Raw genomic sequence first — 17,229 nt, 5'->3', positions numbered from 1 at the left:
CGAGGATCATTCAATGAAGACTTTCCGCATCGCCGTCTGGGTCGGTGTCCTGATACTGGCCGGATTTCTCGGCGGGTTCTCGTACTATCTCAGCAGATCGGGGAATGTAGTGGCGGAGGCTCCCTTCGGCGTGCCCTTTACCCTGGTCTCCCAGACGGGCCAGCCGATCACCGAGCAGGCGCTGCGCGGCAAGCCGACGGCGCTGTTTTTCGGCTTCACCCATTGCCCGGAAGTTTGCCCGACGACGCTTTTCGAGCTGAACGGCTGGATGGAGAAGGTCGATCCGAAGGGCGACAAGCTCCAGGCGTATTTCGTCACCGTCGATCCGGAGCGCGACACGCCCGTGATCATGAACCAGTACGTTTCCAATGTTTCCAAGCGGATCACCGGCATATCAGGTGCGCCTGACAAGGTCGCCGAGGTCATCAAGGGGTTCCGCGTCTACGCCAAGAAGGTGCCGGTCGACGAGAAGGATCCGAATGGCGACTATACGATGGATCACACCGCCTCGGTCTTCCTGCTCGATTCGGCCGGGCGGTTTTCAGGAACGATCGCCTATGGCGAAAACCCGGACACGGCGGTAAAGAAGCTGGAGAATCTCGTCAGCAAGGGGTGATGGTTTCAGCGTGATGGGGCGTTGGCCCGACCGGCGGCGGGCAACGGAAACGGGAAAGACCGCCTATCGTGAGTGAAATCCGCCTTTACGTGACGACGACCGAAAGCAAGGCCGAAGAGATTCTCGACCTTCTGAGCACGGTCTTCGGCGAAGAAGACTTTGCCATCGGCACCACCGAGATCGATGAGAAGAAGGATATCTGGGAAGCCTCGATCTATATGATGGCCGAGGACGAGGCCGAAGTGCGTTCCCGCGTCGAGGATGCATTGAAGACCTCTTTCCCCGATGCCCGGTTGGAGCGAGAAGTCATCCCCGAGGTCGACTGGGTGGTGAAATCGCTGGAGGGGCTGAAGCCCGTCAGGGCAGGGCGCTTCCTGGTGCATGGTTCGCATGACCGCGACAAGGTCCGCCCCGGCGATATCGCCATCGAGATCGATGCCGGCCAGGCCTTCGGCACCGGCCATCACGGCACGACGGCCGGCTGCCTCGAAGTGATCGATGCCGTGGTGCGCTCGCGCCCGGTCCGCAATGCGCTCGATCTCGGGACCGGCAGCGGCGTGCTGGCGATTGCGGTGCGCAAGCTCAAGAACATACCGGTGCTGGCGACCGACATCGATCCGATCGCGACACGGGTGGCGGCCGAGAACGTGCGCCGCAACGGCATCGCGTCGGGCATCGTCACCAGGACCGCGCCGGGCTTTCATTCAACGGCCTTTTCCGAACACGGTCCCTTCGATCTGATCATCGCCAACATTCTCGCCCGGCCGCTGATCCGCATGGCGCCGAAGCTCGCGACGCATCTTGCGCCGGGTGGATCGGTGATTCTTTCGGGCATTCTAGCCGCGCAGCGCTGGAAGGTGATTGCCGCCTATAGCGGCGCACGGCTTCGCCATGTGCGGACCATATGGCGCAATGGCTGGGTGACGATCCACTTCGATCGACCGTAATTTTGCTGGGTTGTTTCTGGGTAGGTGAGCGCCCTAGCCTACGTCACGCTTGCTTGGGGCACCAAGTTCCTTCCCCGCCCCAATGCTGAGCCTGTCACAGGAATGAGCGAGGAGGGGCTTGCGCTCCATCCCCACGACGCCGCGACTCGCACTCTTCCTAAGACAAGAAAAAAGGCGGTGCCGATGGCACCGCCTTGGACCGGTCTATCCGGCCAATGCCCGCGAGCTCAAGGGGAGGGGCGCTCAAGCGGGCTCTACTGCATTCCAATAGGCCGGTCCGGGAGGGAGGAGACGGACGGGCTTTCAGGCTTAGAACGCGTAGCTGAGGGCGCCCTTGTGGCGCGTAGCGCGCTGGCCGGCGCCGAGCAGCTTGAGGCTGTCCTCGTTCTGCGGGCGGCGGGCTCCGATCACGTGACGCACGGTCTGGCGTTCGCCAGCCTGCACCGGGCTGCTATATGCGAAGCGCGAGAGAGAGGCGGTCATTTCAAGAATTCCTTTGTTTCGGGTTCATCGCGAACCGTTCGATGGCGTCTATATAGCTATTCTGAAATGCGGAGGCAGAGGGTTTTGCTCATGGGAGCCATGCGGCCAATGCATAAAGCGTGCCAAATTGCGATTTCGTGTCACAGTTCTGTCAAAATGTTGAGCGGCCCCAAGGGTTTCGACTCGTTTCGTCGCTTTTTCTCCCCATCGGTTGAAATTTCGCTAACATGGCAGCTATCCCATTAACCGGATTCGTCTCAACCATTCGGGTTTCCAGCATGTTCCAGTCTTTCGAGGTCACTTCCACGCCGCAATTCGGCAGGGATCGTGTATCGGCGTTGCGCGCCGGTTTCGATTCGCTCGGCATCGACGCCTTCCTCGTACCGCGCGCCGACGAGTTCAACGGCGAATACGTTCCCGCAGGTTCGGAGCGTCTCGCATGGCTGACCGGCTTTACCGGGTCGGCAGGAATTGCGCTGATCCTGCGCACGCAGGCGATCGTTTTCGTTGACGGGCGCTATGTGACGCAGCTTGCCGAACAGGTCGACGGTTCGGTCTTTTCGGGCGGCGATCTTGTCAATGAGCCGCCGCATGTCTGGCTGGCCGCAAACGGCGCCAAGAGCCTGCGGCTCGGCATCGATCCCTGGCTGCATGCGGGTGCCGAGGTGCGTCGTCTGGAAAAGGCGCTTTCGCAGATCGGCGGCACGCTGGTCTTCCTGCCGCACAATCCGCTCGACAGGCTTTGGAGCGACCGGCCGGCCGAGCCGCTCGGCGCGGTCAGCATCCAGAACGTCGCGCAGGCCGGCGTGCTGGCCAGAGCGAAGATCGCGACAGTTGCGGCCGATCTTTCGAAGAAGAACCTCGCTGCGGTGCTGATCGCCGATCCCTCTTCTGTCGCCTGGATCTTCAATATCCGCGGCGCCGACGTGCCGCACACGCCGCATCCGCTGTCGCGCGCCATCATTCATGCCGACGGCCGAGCCGAGCTCTTCCTCGACAAACGCAAGACGGGCATCGAGCCGGAGGCCTATCTCGGGCAGATCTGCACGCAGCTGCCGCCCTCGGCGCTGGAGGAGAGACTCGCTGCCGTTTCCCGGAATGGCGGCCGCGTGCTGATCGATCCCGATATCGCTTCCTATGCGCTGGCGGAAATCATCCGCCGGGCGGGCGGCGAAGTGGTGGAGGGCGCCGATCCCGCCAAGCTGCCGCGCGCGGTGAAGAATGACGTCGAAATCAACGGCTCGGCCGCCGCGCATCTGCAGGACGGGGCAGCGATGGTGGAATTCCTCTACTGGCTGTCGCAGGAAAAACCCGGCACGGTGAGCGAGATTGTCGCGGCCGAGCGTCTCGAAGCGGCGCGCGCCCGTGTCGGCCAGAGCATGCAGAACCCGCTGAAGGACATTTCCTTCGACACGATTTCGGGTGCGGGCGAACATGCGGCGATCATGCATTACCGCGTGACGACCGAGACCAACCGGATGATCGAGGCCGGCGAACTCTTCCTGATCGATTCCGGCGCGCAATATATCAACGGCACGACCGACATCACCCGCACGGTCGGCATCGGCAGGGTAACCGAAGAGCATCGGCGCTTCTTCACGCTGGTGTTGAAGGGCATGATCGAGATCAGCACGGCGCGTTTCCCGAAAGGCACGCGCGGCTGTGACCTCGATCCGCTGGCGCGCATCGCGCTGTGGCGAGCAGGCGCCGATTTCGCCCACGGCACGGGCCATGGCGTCGGCTCCTACCTCTCGGTGCATGAGGGGCCGCAGCGCATCTCCAGGCTTTCGACGCAGGAACTGCTGCCCGGCATGATCCTTTCGAACGAGCCGGGCTATTACCGGCCCGGCAGCTTCGGCATTCGCATCGAGAACCTGATCTATGTGCGCGGCGCCGAGGAAATCGAGGGCGGCGATACGGCGATGCTCGGTTTCGAGACGCTGACCTTCTGCCCGATCGACCGCAGCCTCGTCATTCCAGAGCTTCTGACCCATGACCAGCTGCATTGGTTCAACGACTACCACCGCCGCACACACGAGGCGCTGATGCCGCTGATCCACGATCACGATGTCAGGGCATGGCTCGAAAACGCGACGCTGCCGCTGGAATATTGAGAACGGCGTCGACGCGCCGGCGCTACAGCCCTCAGGCGCCGACCGTGTGGCGCCAGGTCATCACGACGATCCAGGCGGCGACCAGCATCCATGTATGCGAAACGCGCAGGCCGACGAAGAGGGCGACGATCAGCGCCAGTTTCGATTCCCAGCCGCCGATGAAGAAGGCGGGGGCGACCAGCGTCGTCAGCACGGCGGCCGGCACGGCATTCAGCGCCGCCTCCATGCGCGGCGGAATGCTCTTCATTCGGGTGATGAGGATATAGCCGCCGATGCGGGTGGCGAAAGTGGCGACCGCGGCGGCGAAGATGACGAGCGCCATGTGAAGATCGAATTCCATGGCTCAAACCTCGTGCACTTCGGATTGCAGGGCGTCGGCTTCGAGATCCGGCGCTTGCGGCGGCAGCGGCAGCAGGGCGGCAAGCACGATGCCGACGGCGGCGCCGAGGCTGACATGCCAGGGCGAGCCGACATAGCGATAGGCGAGGACTGATGCGACGGCGCTGACGAGCGCCACGGGCAGGAAATTGTCGCGCTTGCGGAAACCAAGGACGATGCCGAGGAAATAGGCCGGCAGCAGGATATCGAGGCCGATCGCCTTGGGATCGCCGATGAAGCCGCCGAGCATGCCGCCCAAGACGCTGATCAGCACCCAGGGAACGTAGATGATGATGCCGAAACCGAAATACCAGGCGAAGCTGACCGGCAGACCCGACTCGCCGCGTTTCACCGCTGCGGCAAATTGCGGATCGACGAGCAGGAAGAAGGTGAAAAATTTCTGGACCGGCGTGAACTGGCCGATATAGCGCGCCATCGCCGCCGAATAGAGCACGTGGCGGAAATTGACGGCGAGGATCGACAGCACGATCAGCCAGGCATGGACATTGTGGCCGAAGAGTTCGATGCCGACCATCTGGCTGGCGCCGGCATAGACGGTGGCGCTCATGAAGGCGGCTTCGGAAAGCGACATGCCGTTTTCGACGGCGAGCGCTCCGAACAGGGCGCCAAAGGGCGCCGATGCCAGCGCAACGGCAATGCCGCCCCGCAAACCTTCAACAAAGTCGGCGCGATTCATGCGATCTTGTCCGGTTGGAATTCAGGTTTCCCCTTATGGTCTATGGCTTGCAACGGCAATTGAATTTCCTTGATTGACCAATCGATTTCGCTGAACCATCAAACTCCAGAGTGCATTCGGCCAAGAGGAAACCATGAAGAAGATCGAATTTTCCAAGGAGGCGAAGGCGGCGATCGTTTCAAGCATCCGCCGCTATTTCGAGGCGGAGCTCGACCAGCCGATCGGTGTGCTGCCGGCCGAGTTCCTGCTCGATTTCTTCGCGGACGAGATCGGCGCCCATTATTACAATCAGGGTCTTCGCGATGCGCATGCCGCCCTTCTGAGGAAGATGGAGGACCTGGCGGAAGACATCTATCTGTTGGAGCGCGAGGAGAAGAACAAGGGCACTACCGCATAGTTCTACAGCGTTCCCTACGCATCTGAGAAGGAGCACGGCGCTGTCGCGATAACGGGACGCGGCGGCGCCGCGGCCCGCAAGATCGCGGAAGGATCAGCCCTCGCGCTTCATCCGCTCCCGGCGAGCGGCTTCGGCCTCCGAGGGCTGCGCCAGCTCGAACGTGCCTGTCTTGATTGCGCCCGCACGCTCATAGACGCTCATGATCACGCCCGTCGTCGATACGCTATTGGCGGTCAGCTTCAGCGCCTCCGGCTTGGCGCCTTGACCGAAGAGGCGTTTGCCCGGGCCAAGCACGAGCGGGAAGGTCAGAAGCCGGAATTCGTCGATCAGGTCGTGCGCCAACAGGGTCTGCAGCAGGCCGCTGCTGCCCTGCGTCAGGAGGGCGGGACCGTCCTCCTGCTTCAGCCGGGCGATTTCGGCAGCGACGTCGCCACGCAAGGCGATAGAATTCTCCCAAGTGAGCGGTTCCGTGGAGCTGGTCGCGACATATTTGGTCACGGCGTTGAAGACCTGACCGATCGGATCGTCCTTCTCGACGAAGGGCCAATGCGCGGCAAAAATCTCGTAAGTCTTGCGGCCGAGCAGCAGTTCGAAGGGGTCGGTAAAGATCCCGCCCATGAACTGGCCCATCGGCTCGTCCCAATAATTGACGGTCCAACCGCCAAGCGTGAAGCCGCCGGTCGGATCCTCCTGTGGCGCGCCCGGTGCCTGCATGACGCCATCCAGGCTCACGAAGGCTGCAGCAACAAGCTTTCTCATCTCTCGACTCCCATTGTTGGTGTGTTCAGAGCCAAGGACGGATCGGCTTGCACCGATCCGACATCCGACGCGTGGTTTTTTAGGCGCGATCTGACTTAATCTGACAAGACCTTGGCGCTGTCGATGATCGCGATGCCATGCGCCCGCATCTCCTCGATGGCGGCGGCGACACCTTCGGGCGTGATGCCGCGGCTTGCATCCTCGATGAAGCGCACGCGGACACCCGGCATCATCTCCAGCGCGTCGAGCGCGGAGAATTTGACGCAATAGTCGGTCGCGAGCCCGCAGACGTCGAGGTCGGTGATGCCCTGGTCCTCGAGGAAATCGGAAAGGCCGGTCGAGGCATCGCGGTCATTGTCGCGGAAGGCCGAATAGCTGTCGATATAGGGATGCTCGCCCTTCTGCTGGATCAGATCGATCTCTTCCGATCTGAGCGCAGGATGCAGTTCCGCATCGAGCGTGCCCTGAACGCAGTGGTCGGGCCACATCATCTGCTGCTTGCCGGAGAGTTCACCCATCTCGAAGGGGGCCGCGCCCGGATGGGCGGAGGCGAAGCTGCCGTGACCCGGCGGATGCCAGTCCTGCGAGGCGACGATCAGATCGTATTTGCCGCTGTCGATCAGCCTGTTTGCGACGGGAACCACCTTGTCGCCATCAGGTACCGGCAGATTGCCGCCCGGACAGAAGCCGTTCTGAATGTCGACGAGCAGCAGCGCTTTCATCAAGCCCAATCCCTTCGCTTATTGCAGTGTAAGACGCCAAGCACACCCAATGTATCAACTAGTGGATTTCCAGGCGCGGCGGCGCAAGTGTTAATTCTGGTACTAGCGGTAGTAAGTCGTCAAAGTAGGGAGCTCTAATGCAACTATGACGATAGCTGGCGGCGGCTCTCGTGTTGAAATGGAATGGAGGGAAGGTTCGTGGATAATCTGGGGATCGCAGACGCGGCCAAAGACGGCGGCGATTGCCGGCAAATCGCTTTGACCGCTAAGACGCTTTTGCGCGGCATCGTTGGATCGAGGCTCCCCCGGCAGAGCCCGGATCTCGGTCGGCTAGACCGCAACCGCGGCGTCGGCTGCGGAATCACCTGCTGCGGCGGAAGCGCCGTAGGTATTGCGGTAGGCCTGAAGCGCCGTCTGCATGTCGCTCAGCACCTTGGTGAGCAGCGGATCGCTGTCGCGGGATGTACTGATCTTGCTCGGATCGGCGGCGAGGAATTCGGACTCGGTCAACTTGCCGTCGCCATTCGTATCCATCGAGGCGAAGACGCCTTTGGAAGTATCGTCGTTCTGATCGCTGCCGTCGCCCTGATCGTCGCTGCCGTCGGTTTTCTGCATGGACAACATCAGCGACAGGATGTCGGCGGTGATCTTCTTGACGATGTCTGTACTGCTGTCGTCGCTATCGCCGTCGGTCGCGATCGTGCTTGATGTCGAGGACTGCGATGCGGCGGCGAGCTCGTCCGCCGAAATGACGCCGTCACCGTTCTTGTCCAGGCTTGAAAGCGGAGACTGATACTGTGTCAACGTGCTGCCGAGAGATGAAACACTGGTCACTTGAACCTCCTTCGAAAAGTTCGTCGTGAAGCCCGCCTTTCATGGACGGGCAGTCTCCGGGCTAAGCTGATTTGCGCAAAGCGTCAAAGCGACGTTTTGACAGGGAAGAAGGTGCGATTGACGGCGTGGGGCAACGCACGTTAACCTTTCGGTTACCAAAGCTGTTTCATTGAAATGATTGGCGTTTTTAGCGGCCGACGGGTTCGGGCGAGCGAAAGTCCATGTCTGCGAGCGCACGCGATGGCGCCATCGCGGCTTGCTGGAGGGGCAATGGACGGTCCGCCGGGGCTCCCGCCGCTGCGGCATTTCGTCCGGCTTCCCGGAGCGCGATGCCAGATCGATCTTGCTCAGGACCGCGATTTCTGCCTTTCTTGCCGTCAGCTGCAAGCCGGAACCGAAGCCATGTCCGAAGCGGATCCCAACGAAAAGATCGATGCGACGTTCCGCAACGGATCGTTGACGGCGACCGGGATCATCCTCGGTTTCTCTCTCAATTTCATCAGTCTCTGGGTATCCAATCCGAATGACTGGAGCCGCATCGATCTGCTGCCGATGTCGTTCCTGACGGTCGGCATCGCCATTCAGGTGAAGGTGTTTGCCGATCTCCTGGCGCGGGACTCGCTGGTGGCCGTCAAATATGACCGGGCTCGCCGGCTTTTCCTGATCGGATTGTCGATCGTCGCCATCGGGATGGGGATTGCCCTGATGAACGATATTCTCGGGCTTGGAAGCATGCGGATGCTCGGCTGAAGGTGCTGACGCAAGGTCAGACGCGTTCGACGAACCCGTCCAGCACCCGCTTCTGTCCGGCCCGGTCGAACTCGATCGTCAGCTTGTTGCCTTCGATGCCGGTGATGTTGCCGTTGCCGAATTTCAGGTGGAACACGCGATCGCCGAGGGTGAATCGCGACGGTTCCGACGAGGTCGATTTCGCCACCAGCTCGCCGTCGATCGTGCGCCCTTTCGGACCGCTTTCGCCATAGCCGATGCGTTCGACGGCGTGGCCGGAGCGGGTGCCCCAATTGTCACGGGTGGCGTCGGTCTTGTTGGCCTGGGCGCGTTTCCAGCCTGGGGTGGAATAGGAATTGGCGAAGGGCTCGGCCTTGTCGAAGCGAGACTGGCCGTAGCCGCCGCGGCCGTAACCGCCATAGCTCTGCTCCATTTCGGCGACCTCGACATGGGTTTCCGGCAGTTCGTCGAGGAAACGCGAGGGCAGGGTCGACTGCCAGAGACCGTGGATGCGGCGGTTGGAGACGAACCAGATATGGCAGCGGTGCTTGGCGCGGGTGATGCCGACATAGGCGAGGCGGCGTTCCTCCTCCAGGCCGGCGCGGCCGCTCTCATCCAGCGAGCGCTGGTGCGGGAAGAGGCCTTCCTCCCAGCCGGGCAGGAAGACGGTGTCGAATTCCAGGCCCTTGGCCGAGTGCAGCGTCATGATCGAGACGGCGTCGAGGTTCTCGTTGGTCTCGGCATCCATGACGAGGGAGACGTGCTCAAGGAAGCCGCGCATCGACTCGAAGCTCTCCATCGAGCGGATCAGTTCCTTAAGGTTCTCAAGGCGACCGGGGGCTTCGGCGCTTTTGTCGTTCTTCCACATGTCGGTATAGCCGGACTCTTCGAGGATCTGCTCGGCAAGTTCGGTATGCGGTGTGTTTTCAAGCAGTTCCTGCCATCGGCGGAAAGATTGAATCACGTCGAAGAGGGCTTTTCGCGCCTTCGGTTTCAGCTCGTCGGTCTCGATGATGTCGGCCGCTGCCGCAAGCATCGGGATGTCGCGAGCGCGCGCGTAGTCGTGCAGCGCACGCACCGTCGTATCGCCGAGGCCACGCTTTGGCGTATTGATGATGCGCTCGAAGGCGAGGTCATCGGAGGCTTGAGCGACCAGGCGGAAATAGGCCATGGCATCGCGGATTTCCAGGCGCTCGTAGAAACGCGGGCCGCCGATGACGCGGTAATTGAGGCCGAGGGTGACGAAGCGGTCTTCGAATTCGCGCATCTGGAAGGAGGCGCGCACGAGGATCGCCATGTCGTTTAAGAGATGCTTGCTGCGCTGGAGCTGCTCGATCTCCTCACCGATGGCGCGGGCTTCCTCCTCCGAATCCCAGGAGGCGTGGACCTGAACCTTGACGTCGTCCGGATCGGAGCGGTCGGTGAACAGCGTCTTGCCGAGCCGGCCTTCATTATGGGCGATCAGATGCGCCGCGGCGCCGAGAATATGTTCGGTCGAGCGGTAATTGCGCTCGAGCTTGATCACCTTGGCGCCGGGGAAATCCTTCTCGAAGCGCAGGATATTGTCGACCTCCGCGCCGCGCCAGCCGTAGATCGACTGATCGTCGTCGCCGACGCAGCAGACATTCTGCGGCTCGCCCTTGGCGCGCTGGGCGAGGAGCCTCAACCACATATACTGGGCGGTGTTGGTGTCCTGGTACTCGTCGACCAGGATATAGCGGAAGCGGCCGTGATATTCCTTCAGGAGATCCGGATTCTTGCGGAAGATCGCGATCGGATGCATCAGCAGATCGCCGAAGTCGCAGGCGTTCAGCGTCGTCAGGCGATTCTGATAGGCAAAATAGAGATCGCGGCCGCGGCCATTGGCAAAGGCGCGGGCGTCGCCCTCGGGAATATCGGCAGGCCCGAGGCCTTTATTCTTCCAGGTGTCGATCATGCCGGCGAACTGCTTGGCCGGCCAGCGCTTGTCGTCGAGGCCTTCGGCCTGGATCAGCTGCTTGATCAGGCGGACGACGTCGTCGGTATCGAGAATGGTGAAATCGGAGCGCAGGCCGACGAGCTCGCCGTGGCGGCGCAGCAGCTTGACGCCGATCGAGTGGAAGGTGCCGAGCCAGGGCATGCCTTCGACGGCGCCGCCGACGAGCAGCGCAATGCGCTCCTTCATCTCGCGGGCGGCCTTGTTGGTGAAGGTGACGGCGAGGATCTGCGAGGGGAAGGCGCGGCCGGTGTTGAGAATATGGGCAATGCGGGTGGTGAGCACCCGTGTCTTGCCGGTGCCGGCGCCGGCGAGCACGAGGACCGGGCCCTCCAGCGTTTCGACGGCATCTGTCTGCTCAGGATTCAGCCCGGCAAGATAATCCGGCCGCTTGCCGCCGTCGCGGGCCGCCATGGCGCGCGCGGCGAGGCCTCCAGCTGCAATGCTCCCTGTTGCAGGCGCCTTTCCCAACGAAGCCTGAGGCGGCTGCGGCTTGCGCGCCATCTCGCCCGGCTCTTCATCAAAGAAGGGAATATCGTCGAAACTATTGCTCATGGCGCGTAATGTAGTGATTCGGGAAGGAAAGACCAGAAAAGATGTTCTGCTTTCATTCCCAAGTGGCCGCTATCCCAAGCGGGATGCTCTGGGCACTAAGGGCGCCGCGAGCGCGGCTGCGATCGCCATGCCGGCGAACCGGGCGAAAAAATTCAGATCGCAACCTGTCGGAAGCGATGCCGGCGCGACGTCCTTGAAGCATCGGGCTTCGATCATCGGACGGGGTCCGGATCAATACTCGTCAACAAGGAGGCCGTTTCATGCCGAAGGTCGTTTCAAATCTCTGGTTCGCCGAGCAAGCGCGCGAAGCCGTCGAATTCTACACATCCGTTATCCCCGACTCCCGGATCGGCCGCATCACTATATTGCCGGCGGAAACGCCGAGCGGGCCTCCCGGCAGCGTCGAGCTGATCGAGTTCACGCTCGGCGACCAGGCCTTCCTGGCGATGAAAGCCGGGCCGCTCGATAGCTTCAACCATTCCTTCTCGATCGCGATTCTCCTGGAAAGCCAGGCCGAGATCGATCGGATATGGGAGGCATTCCTCGCCAATGGCGGCACGCCGGAGGCCTGCGGCTGGCTGAAGGATCGCTGGGGCCTTTCCTGGCAGATCGTGCCGCGCATGCTTTCCGAGATGGTCGCCGATAGCGACCGCGAGCGGGCGAGGCGCGTGACCGAGGTGATGCTCGGCATGATCAAGATCGATATCGCCGCGCTGGAAAAGGCGTTCAACGGCTGAGTCGCGCCGGTGGCATATCGTTACGAAAAACGGGCGCATGGCTGTGATGCGCCCGTCTTTATCATGTCAGGCGCGGATGGGTATGCGCTGTCCAGCATCGACTTTGCGCAGATTGGCTGCCAAGCGTCGATTTTTCCAAGGCTCGAATCACGGGCGACATTGCACACCCTTTTCATCTTTCTGTCACGTCGCGAAATGTGCTGATACCGCAAAAGTCCTTTTCTCAACTACAATAAGAAACAGTTTCGTAGAGTAAAAAAATAACCGGTGCATGCACGTTTTTGTGCATTGCCAGAAACAGCCGGTGAGCGTGGAATATACCTGCGAAACTATTGATTCTTAGGAATGTCGTGGCCATCTCCTTTGGTATGACGACCTAGAGCCTGTGGCAGTAACCTTGAATGGAGGGCCCATGCTGAGCGAATCCGTATTTGATGCGTTCACCCGCAGTTATGATGCGCGCCGCGAGACCGATATGTCGATCGCGGAGTATCTCGACCTTTGTAAAAAAGAACCGCTTGCCTATGCCAATGCGACCGAGCGGCTGCTTGCCGCGATAGGCGAGCCGCAGATGGTCGATACCGCCAGGGACGCGCGCCTCGGCCGGATTTTCATGAACCGGACCATCCGGATCTATCCCGCCTTTGCCGGCTTCCACGGCATGGAAGAGACAATCGAACGCATCGTTTCCTTCTTCCGGCATGCAGCCCAGGGGCTCGAAGAGCGCAAGCAGATCCTCTATCTGCTCGGCCCGGTCGGCGGCGGCAAGTCATCGCTGGCGGAGCGGCTAAAGCTGCTGATGGAGGTTCATCCGATCTACGTGCTGAAGGCCGGTGACGAGATCAGCCCCGTTTTCGAAAGTCCGCTCAACCTCTTCGACCCGGACACGATGGGATCGCTCCTGCAGGAGCAATACGGTATTCCCCTGCGTCGCCTGAACGGACTGATGAGCCCGTGGTGCCTGAAGCGACTCGACGATTTCGGCGGCGATATCTCCCGCTTCCGCGTCGTCAGAGTACAGCCTTCGCGGCTGCGCCAGATCGCCATCGCCAAGACCGAGCCTGGAGACGAGAACAATCAGGATATCTCGTCGCTGGTCGGCAAGGTCGATATCCGCAAGCTGGAGACCTATTCCCAGAACGATCCCGATGCCTACAGCTATTCGGGCGGCCTCAACCGCGCCAATCAGGGCGTGCTCGAATTCGTCGAGATGTTCAAGGCGCCGATCAAGATGTTGCATCCGCTGCTGACGGCGACGCAGGAGGGGAACTATATCGGCTCCGAGAATATCGGCGCCATACCCTTCTCCGGCATCGTTCTTGCGCATTCGAACGAGGCGGAATGGCAGACCTTCAAGGCCAACAAGAACAACGAAGCGTTCATCGACCGTATTTGCGTCATCAAGGTGCCCTATTGCCTGCGCGTGACGGAAGAGCAGAAGATCTACGAGAAGCTGATCGAGGGATCCGAACTCGCCGATGCGCCATGCGCCCCGGCGACGCTCGAAATGCTGGCCCGCTTCTCCGTGCTTTCACGCCTGCGCAAGCATGAGAATTCGACGTATTTTTCGAAGATGCGCACCTACGACGGCGAAAGCCTGAAGGAGACGGATCCGCGCGCCCGCAGTGTCCAGGAATATCGGGATGCCGCCGGCATCGACGAGGGCATGGACGGCATATCCACCCGCTTCGCCTTCAAGGTGCTCGCCTCCACCTTCAACCACGACACCACGGATATCGGCGCCGATCCGGTTCATCTGATGTATGTGCTGGAGCAGTCGATCCGCCGCGAGCAGTTTTCCGACGATGTCGAGAAGCGCTATCTGGAGTTCATCAAGGCCGATCTTGCGCCGCGTTACGCAGAGTTCATTGGAAATGAAATCCAGAAGGCCTATCTTGAATCCTATGCGGACTACGGACAGAACCTGTTCGACCGCTACGTGGACTATGCCGATGCCTGGATCGAAGATGTGGACTTCAAGGATCCCGATACTGGCCAGCTTCTCGACCGCGAGCTCCTCAACCAGGAACTGACGAAGATCGAAAAGCCGGCGGGAATCGCCAATCCGAAGGATTTCCGCAACGAAATCGTCAAGTTCTGCTTGAGATCGCGGGCAGCCAACGGCGGAAAGAATCCGTCATGGACGAGCTACGAGAAAATCCGGGAAGTCATCGAAAAGCGAATGTTCTCGCAGGTCGAAGATCTTTTGCCGGTCATTTCCTTCGGATCGAAGAAGGATTCCGAAACGGAAAAGAAGCACAGCGAATTCGTCTCGCGCATGGCCGCGCGGGGTTACACCGAGAGGCAGGTTCGACGCCTTGTGGAATGGTACATGCGCGTCAAACAGGCAAGTTAATGCGGAGCCATTATGCACATTGTCGACCGGCGGCTGAATCCGCGCGGTAAAAGTCTGGAAAATCGGCAGCGGTTCCTTCGACGCATGAAGGGCGCCGTGCAGCAGGCGGTCAAACGTTCTCTGCAAAACCGCAACATTCGCGATGTGCTCGACGGCGGGGAAATCAGCCTGCCGATCGATGGGATGGCCGAACCGAACTTGCGAAGGGGCGACGGCGGCATCCGCGATCATATCCTGCCTGGAAACAGGGCCTTCGTCGAAGGCGACATTCTTCCGCGCCCGCCGGGGAGCAGGGGCGGAAAACCCAAGGATGCGGGCGAAGGCGACGGCGAGGACGGCTTCCGTTTCGTGCTGACGCGCGAGGAATTCCTCGATGTGTTCCTGGACGATCTGGAACTGCCCGACCTTGCCAAGCGGCGCCTGGCCGAAACCGAGGAGGAAACGCCCTTCCGTGCCGGCTATTCCGTGTCGGGATCGCCGTCCAACATCGCCGTCGGCCGCACGACCAGGCTCGCGATGATGCGCCGTGTCGCGCTTGGCCGTCCGCGCCGCGAAGAAATCGAAGCCCTGCAGCGGCAGATCGAGGAATGCGAGGACGACGAGAGCCGCCTGACGCTTGAGGCAAAACTCAAATCCCTGACGGAAAAAAGCCGGCGCATTCCCTATATCGATCCGCTCGACGTGCGGTATCGCCGCTTCGAAAACGAGCCGAAGCCTGTGGCGAAGGCCGTGATGTTCTGCCTGATGGACGTCTCCGGCTCGATGTCGGAACACATGAAGGACCTGGCGAAGCGTTTCTATCTGCTGCTCTACCTCTTCCTGTCGAAGCGTTACAAGAAAGTGGAGATCGTCTTCATCCGCCATACCGACAAGGCCGAGGAAGTCGACGAGGAAACCTTCTTTTATGGCCCGGCAACGGGCGGCACGCTGGTCTCCAGCGCGCTGGCGGCAATGCGGGCGATCATCGCGGCGCGTTTCGATCCGGCAGAATGGAATATCTATGGCGCCCAGGCCTCGGATGGCGACAATGCCCATTCGGACGGGAACCTGAGCGGGCAGCTGCTGCGCGAGATTTTGCCGCTGTGCCAGTATTTCGCCTATATCGAGGTCGGTGAAGAGGGCGGCGACTCCTCGGTATCCCGCTCACCGCTTTGGATGCTCTATGACGGGATCCGTTCCGAGCTGCAGCCGCTTTCGATGCGCAAGGTCTGCCGGCGAAACGAAATATTCCCGGTTTTCCACGATCTCTTCCAGAAACGTGACGCACAGTCGAAGGTAACGCCATGACCATGACGATGAGGCCACGAGAGCGGCTATTGTTCGAGGGGGCCGACTGGGACTTTTCAACACTCCAGCGCATCCACGACGCCTGCGAGGACATCGCGCTTAACGAACTCGGCCTCGACGTCTATCCGAACCAGATCGAAGTCATCACCTCCGAGCAGATGCTGGATGCCTATTCCTCAACCGGCATGCCGCTCTTTTACCGCCATTGGTCCTTCGGCAAACACTTCGCGCATCACGAAACTTTCTATCGCCGGGGGATGCGCGATCTTGCCTATGAGATCGTCATCAACAGCTCTCCCTGCATCTCCTACCTGATGGAAGAGAACACGGCGACGATGCAGACGCTCGTCACCGCGCATGCGGCCTTCGGCCACAACCATTTCTTCAAGAACAATTATCTCTTCAAGCTCTGGACCGATGCGGAGGGCATCCTCGATTACCTTGATTTCGCCAAGGGTTATATCACGCGCTGCGAGGAGCGTTACGGCGAGACGGCCGTCGAGCGCACGCTCGATGCAGCCCATGCGCTGATGTCGCACGGGGTGCATCGATACGCGGGCAAGACCACCATCGATCTTCGCCAGGAGGAGAAGCGGCAGCAGGAGCGCCGCGCCCACGAGGAACAGATGTTCAACGACCTGTGGCGCACGGTTCCCGTCGGCAAGGCCAAAAAGGCGAGCGACAGCGGCCTGGATAAGCGCCGCGCCGCCCTCGGTCTTCCGCAGGACAACATCCTTTACTTTCTCGAGAAAACGGCGCCGCGGCTGCAGCCGTGGCAGCGCGAGATCCTTCGCATCGTCCGCCACGTCGCCCAATATTTTCATCCGCAGCGCCAGACCAAGGTGATGAACGAGGGAACCGCCACCTTCGTCCACTACCAGATCATGAACCGGCTTCACGAGCGAGGGCAGATCAGCGACGGAAACTTCCTGGAATTCCTGAAGTCGCACGCCAATGTGGTGTTCCAGCCGAGTTATGACGACCGGCGGTTCTCGGGATTCAACCCCTATGCGCTTGGTTTTGCGATGATGCAGGATATCGAGAGGATCGTCACGGCGCCGACGGAAGAGGACCGCGCATGGTTTCCCGATATCGCCGGACGAGGCGATGCGATGGCGGTGTTGCGCGACATCTGGGCCAACTACCGGGACGAGAGCTTCATCAGCCAGTTCCTGAGCCCGAACCTGATCCGGCAGTTGCGGTTGTTCCATCTCTACGACGATCCGGAACAGACCGAGGGGATACTGGTTTCGGCGATCCACAATGAGCGCGGATATTTGCGCATCCGCCGCCAGCTCTCCCGCGAATACGATATCGGCTGGACCGACCCGGCAATCGATATCGTCGATGTCGACCTCGCCGGCGACCGCCGCCTGTTGCTGCAGCACATCGTCGTGAATGGCTGCTACCTTCAGGAAAATGACACGAAACTCGTCCTGCAGCATCTCGCCGATCTCTGGGGCTACGACGTCTTGCTTCAGGAAATCGACAGCTCCAGCACGGTGGCGAGAGAACACACGGCGAGCCCGCGCAAAATCGTTCAATAATCACCCGTTATGCTGACGGGCGATAATCAACAATTATCGGTGGCAACAAACACAAAGCCTTAGTAGTTTATCGCCGTTGCAATCGCCCCCTGATCT

16 protein-coding genes are annotated in these 17,229 nt (G+C 60.8%); 9 read left to right on the top strand and 7 right to left on the bottom strand.

What is annotated here, in order from left to right; translation table 11 throughout:
- The first annotated feature begins 13 nt into the window (after window positions 1-13).
- Window positions 14-616: an SCO family protein gene (locus FHT79_RS07130; RefSeq protein WP_183903154.1), complete on the top strand. Its 603-nt coding sequence runs from the start codon at window positions 14-16 to the stop codon at window positions 614-616.
- A gap of 68 nt (window positions 617-684) precedes the next feature.
- Window positions 685-1,563: a 50S ribosomal protein L11 methyltransferase gene (locus tag FHT79_RS07125; RefSeq protein WP_183903153.1), complete on the top strand. Its 879-nt coding sequence runs from the start codon at window positions 685-687 to the stop codon at window positions 1,561-1,563.
- Window positions 1,564-1,872: 309 nt separating this feature from the next.
- On the opposite strand, the gene FHT79_RS07120 is transcribed toward FHT79_RS07125, so the two are convergent.
- Window positions 1,873-2,046 carry a hypothetical protein gene (locus FHT79_RS07120; protein WP_012758267.1) on the bottom strand — a complete coding sequence of 58 codons (174 nt, stop codon included), beginning with the start codon at window positions 2,044-2,046 and terminating at the stop codon, window positions 1,873-1,875.
- Between the two features lie 278 nt (window positions 2,047-2,324).
- Between FHT79_RS07120 and FHT79_RS07115 the strand changes: the two genes are divergently transcribed.
- Window positions 2,325-4,160: an aminopeptidase P family protein gene (locus FHT79_RS07115; RefSeq protein ID WP_183903152.1), complete on the top strand. Its 1,836-nt coding sequence runs from the start codon at window positions 2,325-2,327 to the stop codon at window positions 4,158-4,160.
- A gap of 31 nt (window positions 4,161-4,191) precedes the next feature.
- Here the strand turns inward: FHT79_RS07115 and FHT79_RS07110 are convergent, their stop codons facing one another.
- Both FHT79_RS07110 and FHT79_RS07105 read right to left on the bottom strand, forming a co-directional pair.
- Window positions 4,192-4,500, bottom strand: a complete 309-nt coding sequence (locus FHT79_RS07110; RefSeq protein WP_183903151.1) for an AzlD family protein — start codon at window positions 4,498-4,500, stop codon at window positions 4,192-4,194.
- Window positions 4,501-4,503: 3 nt separating this feature from the next.
- A complete protein-coding gene (locus FHT79_RS07105) occupies window positions 4,504-5,235 on the bottom strand; it encodes an AzlC family ABC transporter permease (RefSeq protein WP_183903150.1) in 732 nt (243 codons plus the stop codon).
- A 133-nt stretch (window positions 5,236-5,368) separates the two neighbouring features.
- Here FHT79_RS07105 and FHT79_RS07100 point away from each other — a divergent pair, with 133 nt between their 5' ends.
- Complete coding sequence (locus tag FHT79_RS07100) at window positions 5,369-5,632, top strand: DUF2164 domain-containing protein (RefSeq protein WP_047610898.1); 264 nt, start codon at window positions 5,369-5,371, stop codon at window positions 5,630-5,632.
- Between the two features lie 93 nt (window positions 5,633-5,725).
- On the opposite strand, the gene FHT79_RS07095 is transcribed toward FHT79_RS07100, so the two are convergent.
- From FHT79_RS07095 to FHT79_RS07085, 3 genes are all read right to left on the bottom strand, one after another.
- Window positions 5,726-6,391: a dihydrofolate reductase family protein gene (locus tag FHT79_RS07095; RefSeq protein ID WP_183903149.1), complete on the bottom strand. Its 666-nt coding sequence runs from the start codon at window positions 6,389-6,391 to the stop codon at window positions 5,726-5,728.
- A 95-nt stretch (window positions 6,392-6,486) separates the two neighbouring features.
- Window positions 6,487-7,113, bottom strand: a complete 627-nt coding sequence (gene pncA, locus FHT79_RS07090; protein ID WP_183903148.1) for a bifunctional nicotinamidase/pyrazinamidase — start codon at window positions 7,111-7,113, stop codon at window positions 6,487-6,489.
- Window positions 7,114-7,443: 330 nt separating this feature from the next.
- Entirely contained in the window at window positions 7,444-7,947 is a 504-nt protein-coding gene (locus FHT79_RS07085; protein ID WP_183903147.1) for an EF-hand domain-containing protein, read from the bottom strand.
- Between the two features lie 402 nt (window positions 7,948-8,349).
- On the opposite strand from FHT79_RS07085, the gene FHT79_RS07080 reads away from it, so the two are divergent.
- Window positions 8,350-8,697: a hypothetical protein gene (locus FHT79_RS07080; RefSeq protein WP_183903146.1), complete on the top strand. Its 348-nt coding sequence runs from the start codon at window positions 8,350-8,352 to the stop codon at window positions 8,695-8,697.
- A gap of 16 nt (window positions 8,698-8,713) precedes the next feature.
- Here FHT79_RS07080 and FHT79_RS07075 read toward each other — a convergent pair whose 3' ends face one another.
- Window positions 8,714-11,206 (bottom strand): UvrD-helicase domain-containing protein, encoded by a 2,493-nt coding sequence (locus tag FHT79_RS07075; protein WP_183903145.1) that lies wholly within the window; start codon window positions 11,204-11,206, stop codon window positions 8,714-8,716.
- Between the two features lie 260 nt (window positions 11,207-11,466).
- Here FHT79_RS07075 and FHT79_RS07070 point away from each other — a divergent pair, with 260 nt between their 5' ends.
- The 4 genes from FHT79_RS07070 (at window position 11,467) to FHT79_RS07055 (ending at window position 17,133) form a co-directional block, all read left to right on the top strand.
- Window positions 11,467-11,943, top strand: a complete 477-nt coding sequence (locus tag FHT79_RS07070; RefSeq protein WP_047610889.1) for a VOC family protein — start codon at window positions 11,467-11,469, stop codon at window positions 11,941-11,943.
- A 412-nt stretch (window positions 11,944-12,355) separates the two neighbouring features.
- Window positions 12,356-14,299: a PrkA family serine protein kinase gene (locus FHT79_RS07065; protein WP_047610888.1), complete on the top strand. Its 1,944-nt coding sequence runs from the start codon at window positions 12,356-12,358 to the stop codon at window positions 14,297-14,299.
- A 12-nt stretch (window positions 14,300-14,311) separates the two neighbouring features.
- Complete coding sequence (locus FHT79_RS07060; RefSeq protein ID WP_047610886.1) at window positions 14,312-15,586, top strand: YeaH/YhbH family protein; 1,275 nt, start codon at window positions 14,312-14,314, stop codon at window positions 15,584-15,586.
- Entirely contained in the window at window positions 15,583-17,133 is a 1,551-nt protein-coding gene (locus FHT79_RS07055; protein ID WP_047610884.1) for a SpoVR family protein, read from the top strand. The genes FHT79_RS07060 and FHT79_RS07055 overlap by 4 nt, the downstream gene beginning before the upstream one ends.
- Window positions 17,134-17,229: the final 96 nt, after the last annotated feature.

The organism is Rhizobium sp. BK212, from assembly GCF_014197475.1.
Lineage (GTDB): Bacteria > Pseudomonadota > Alphaproteobacteria > Rhizobiales > Rhizobiaceae > Rhizobium > Rhizobium anhuiense.
The sequence above is the reverse complement of the archived record's forward strand: the minus strand, read 5'-3'. Positions and strand labels throughout refer to the sequence as shown.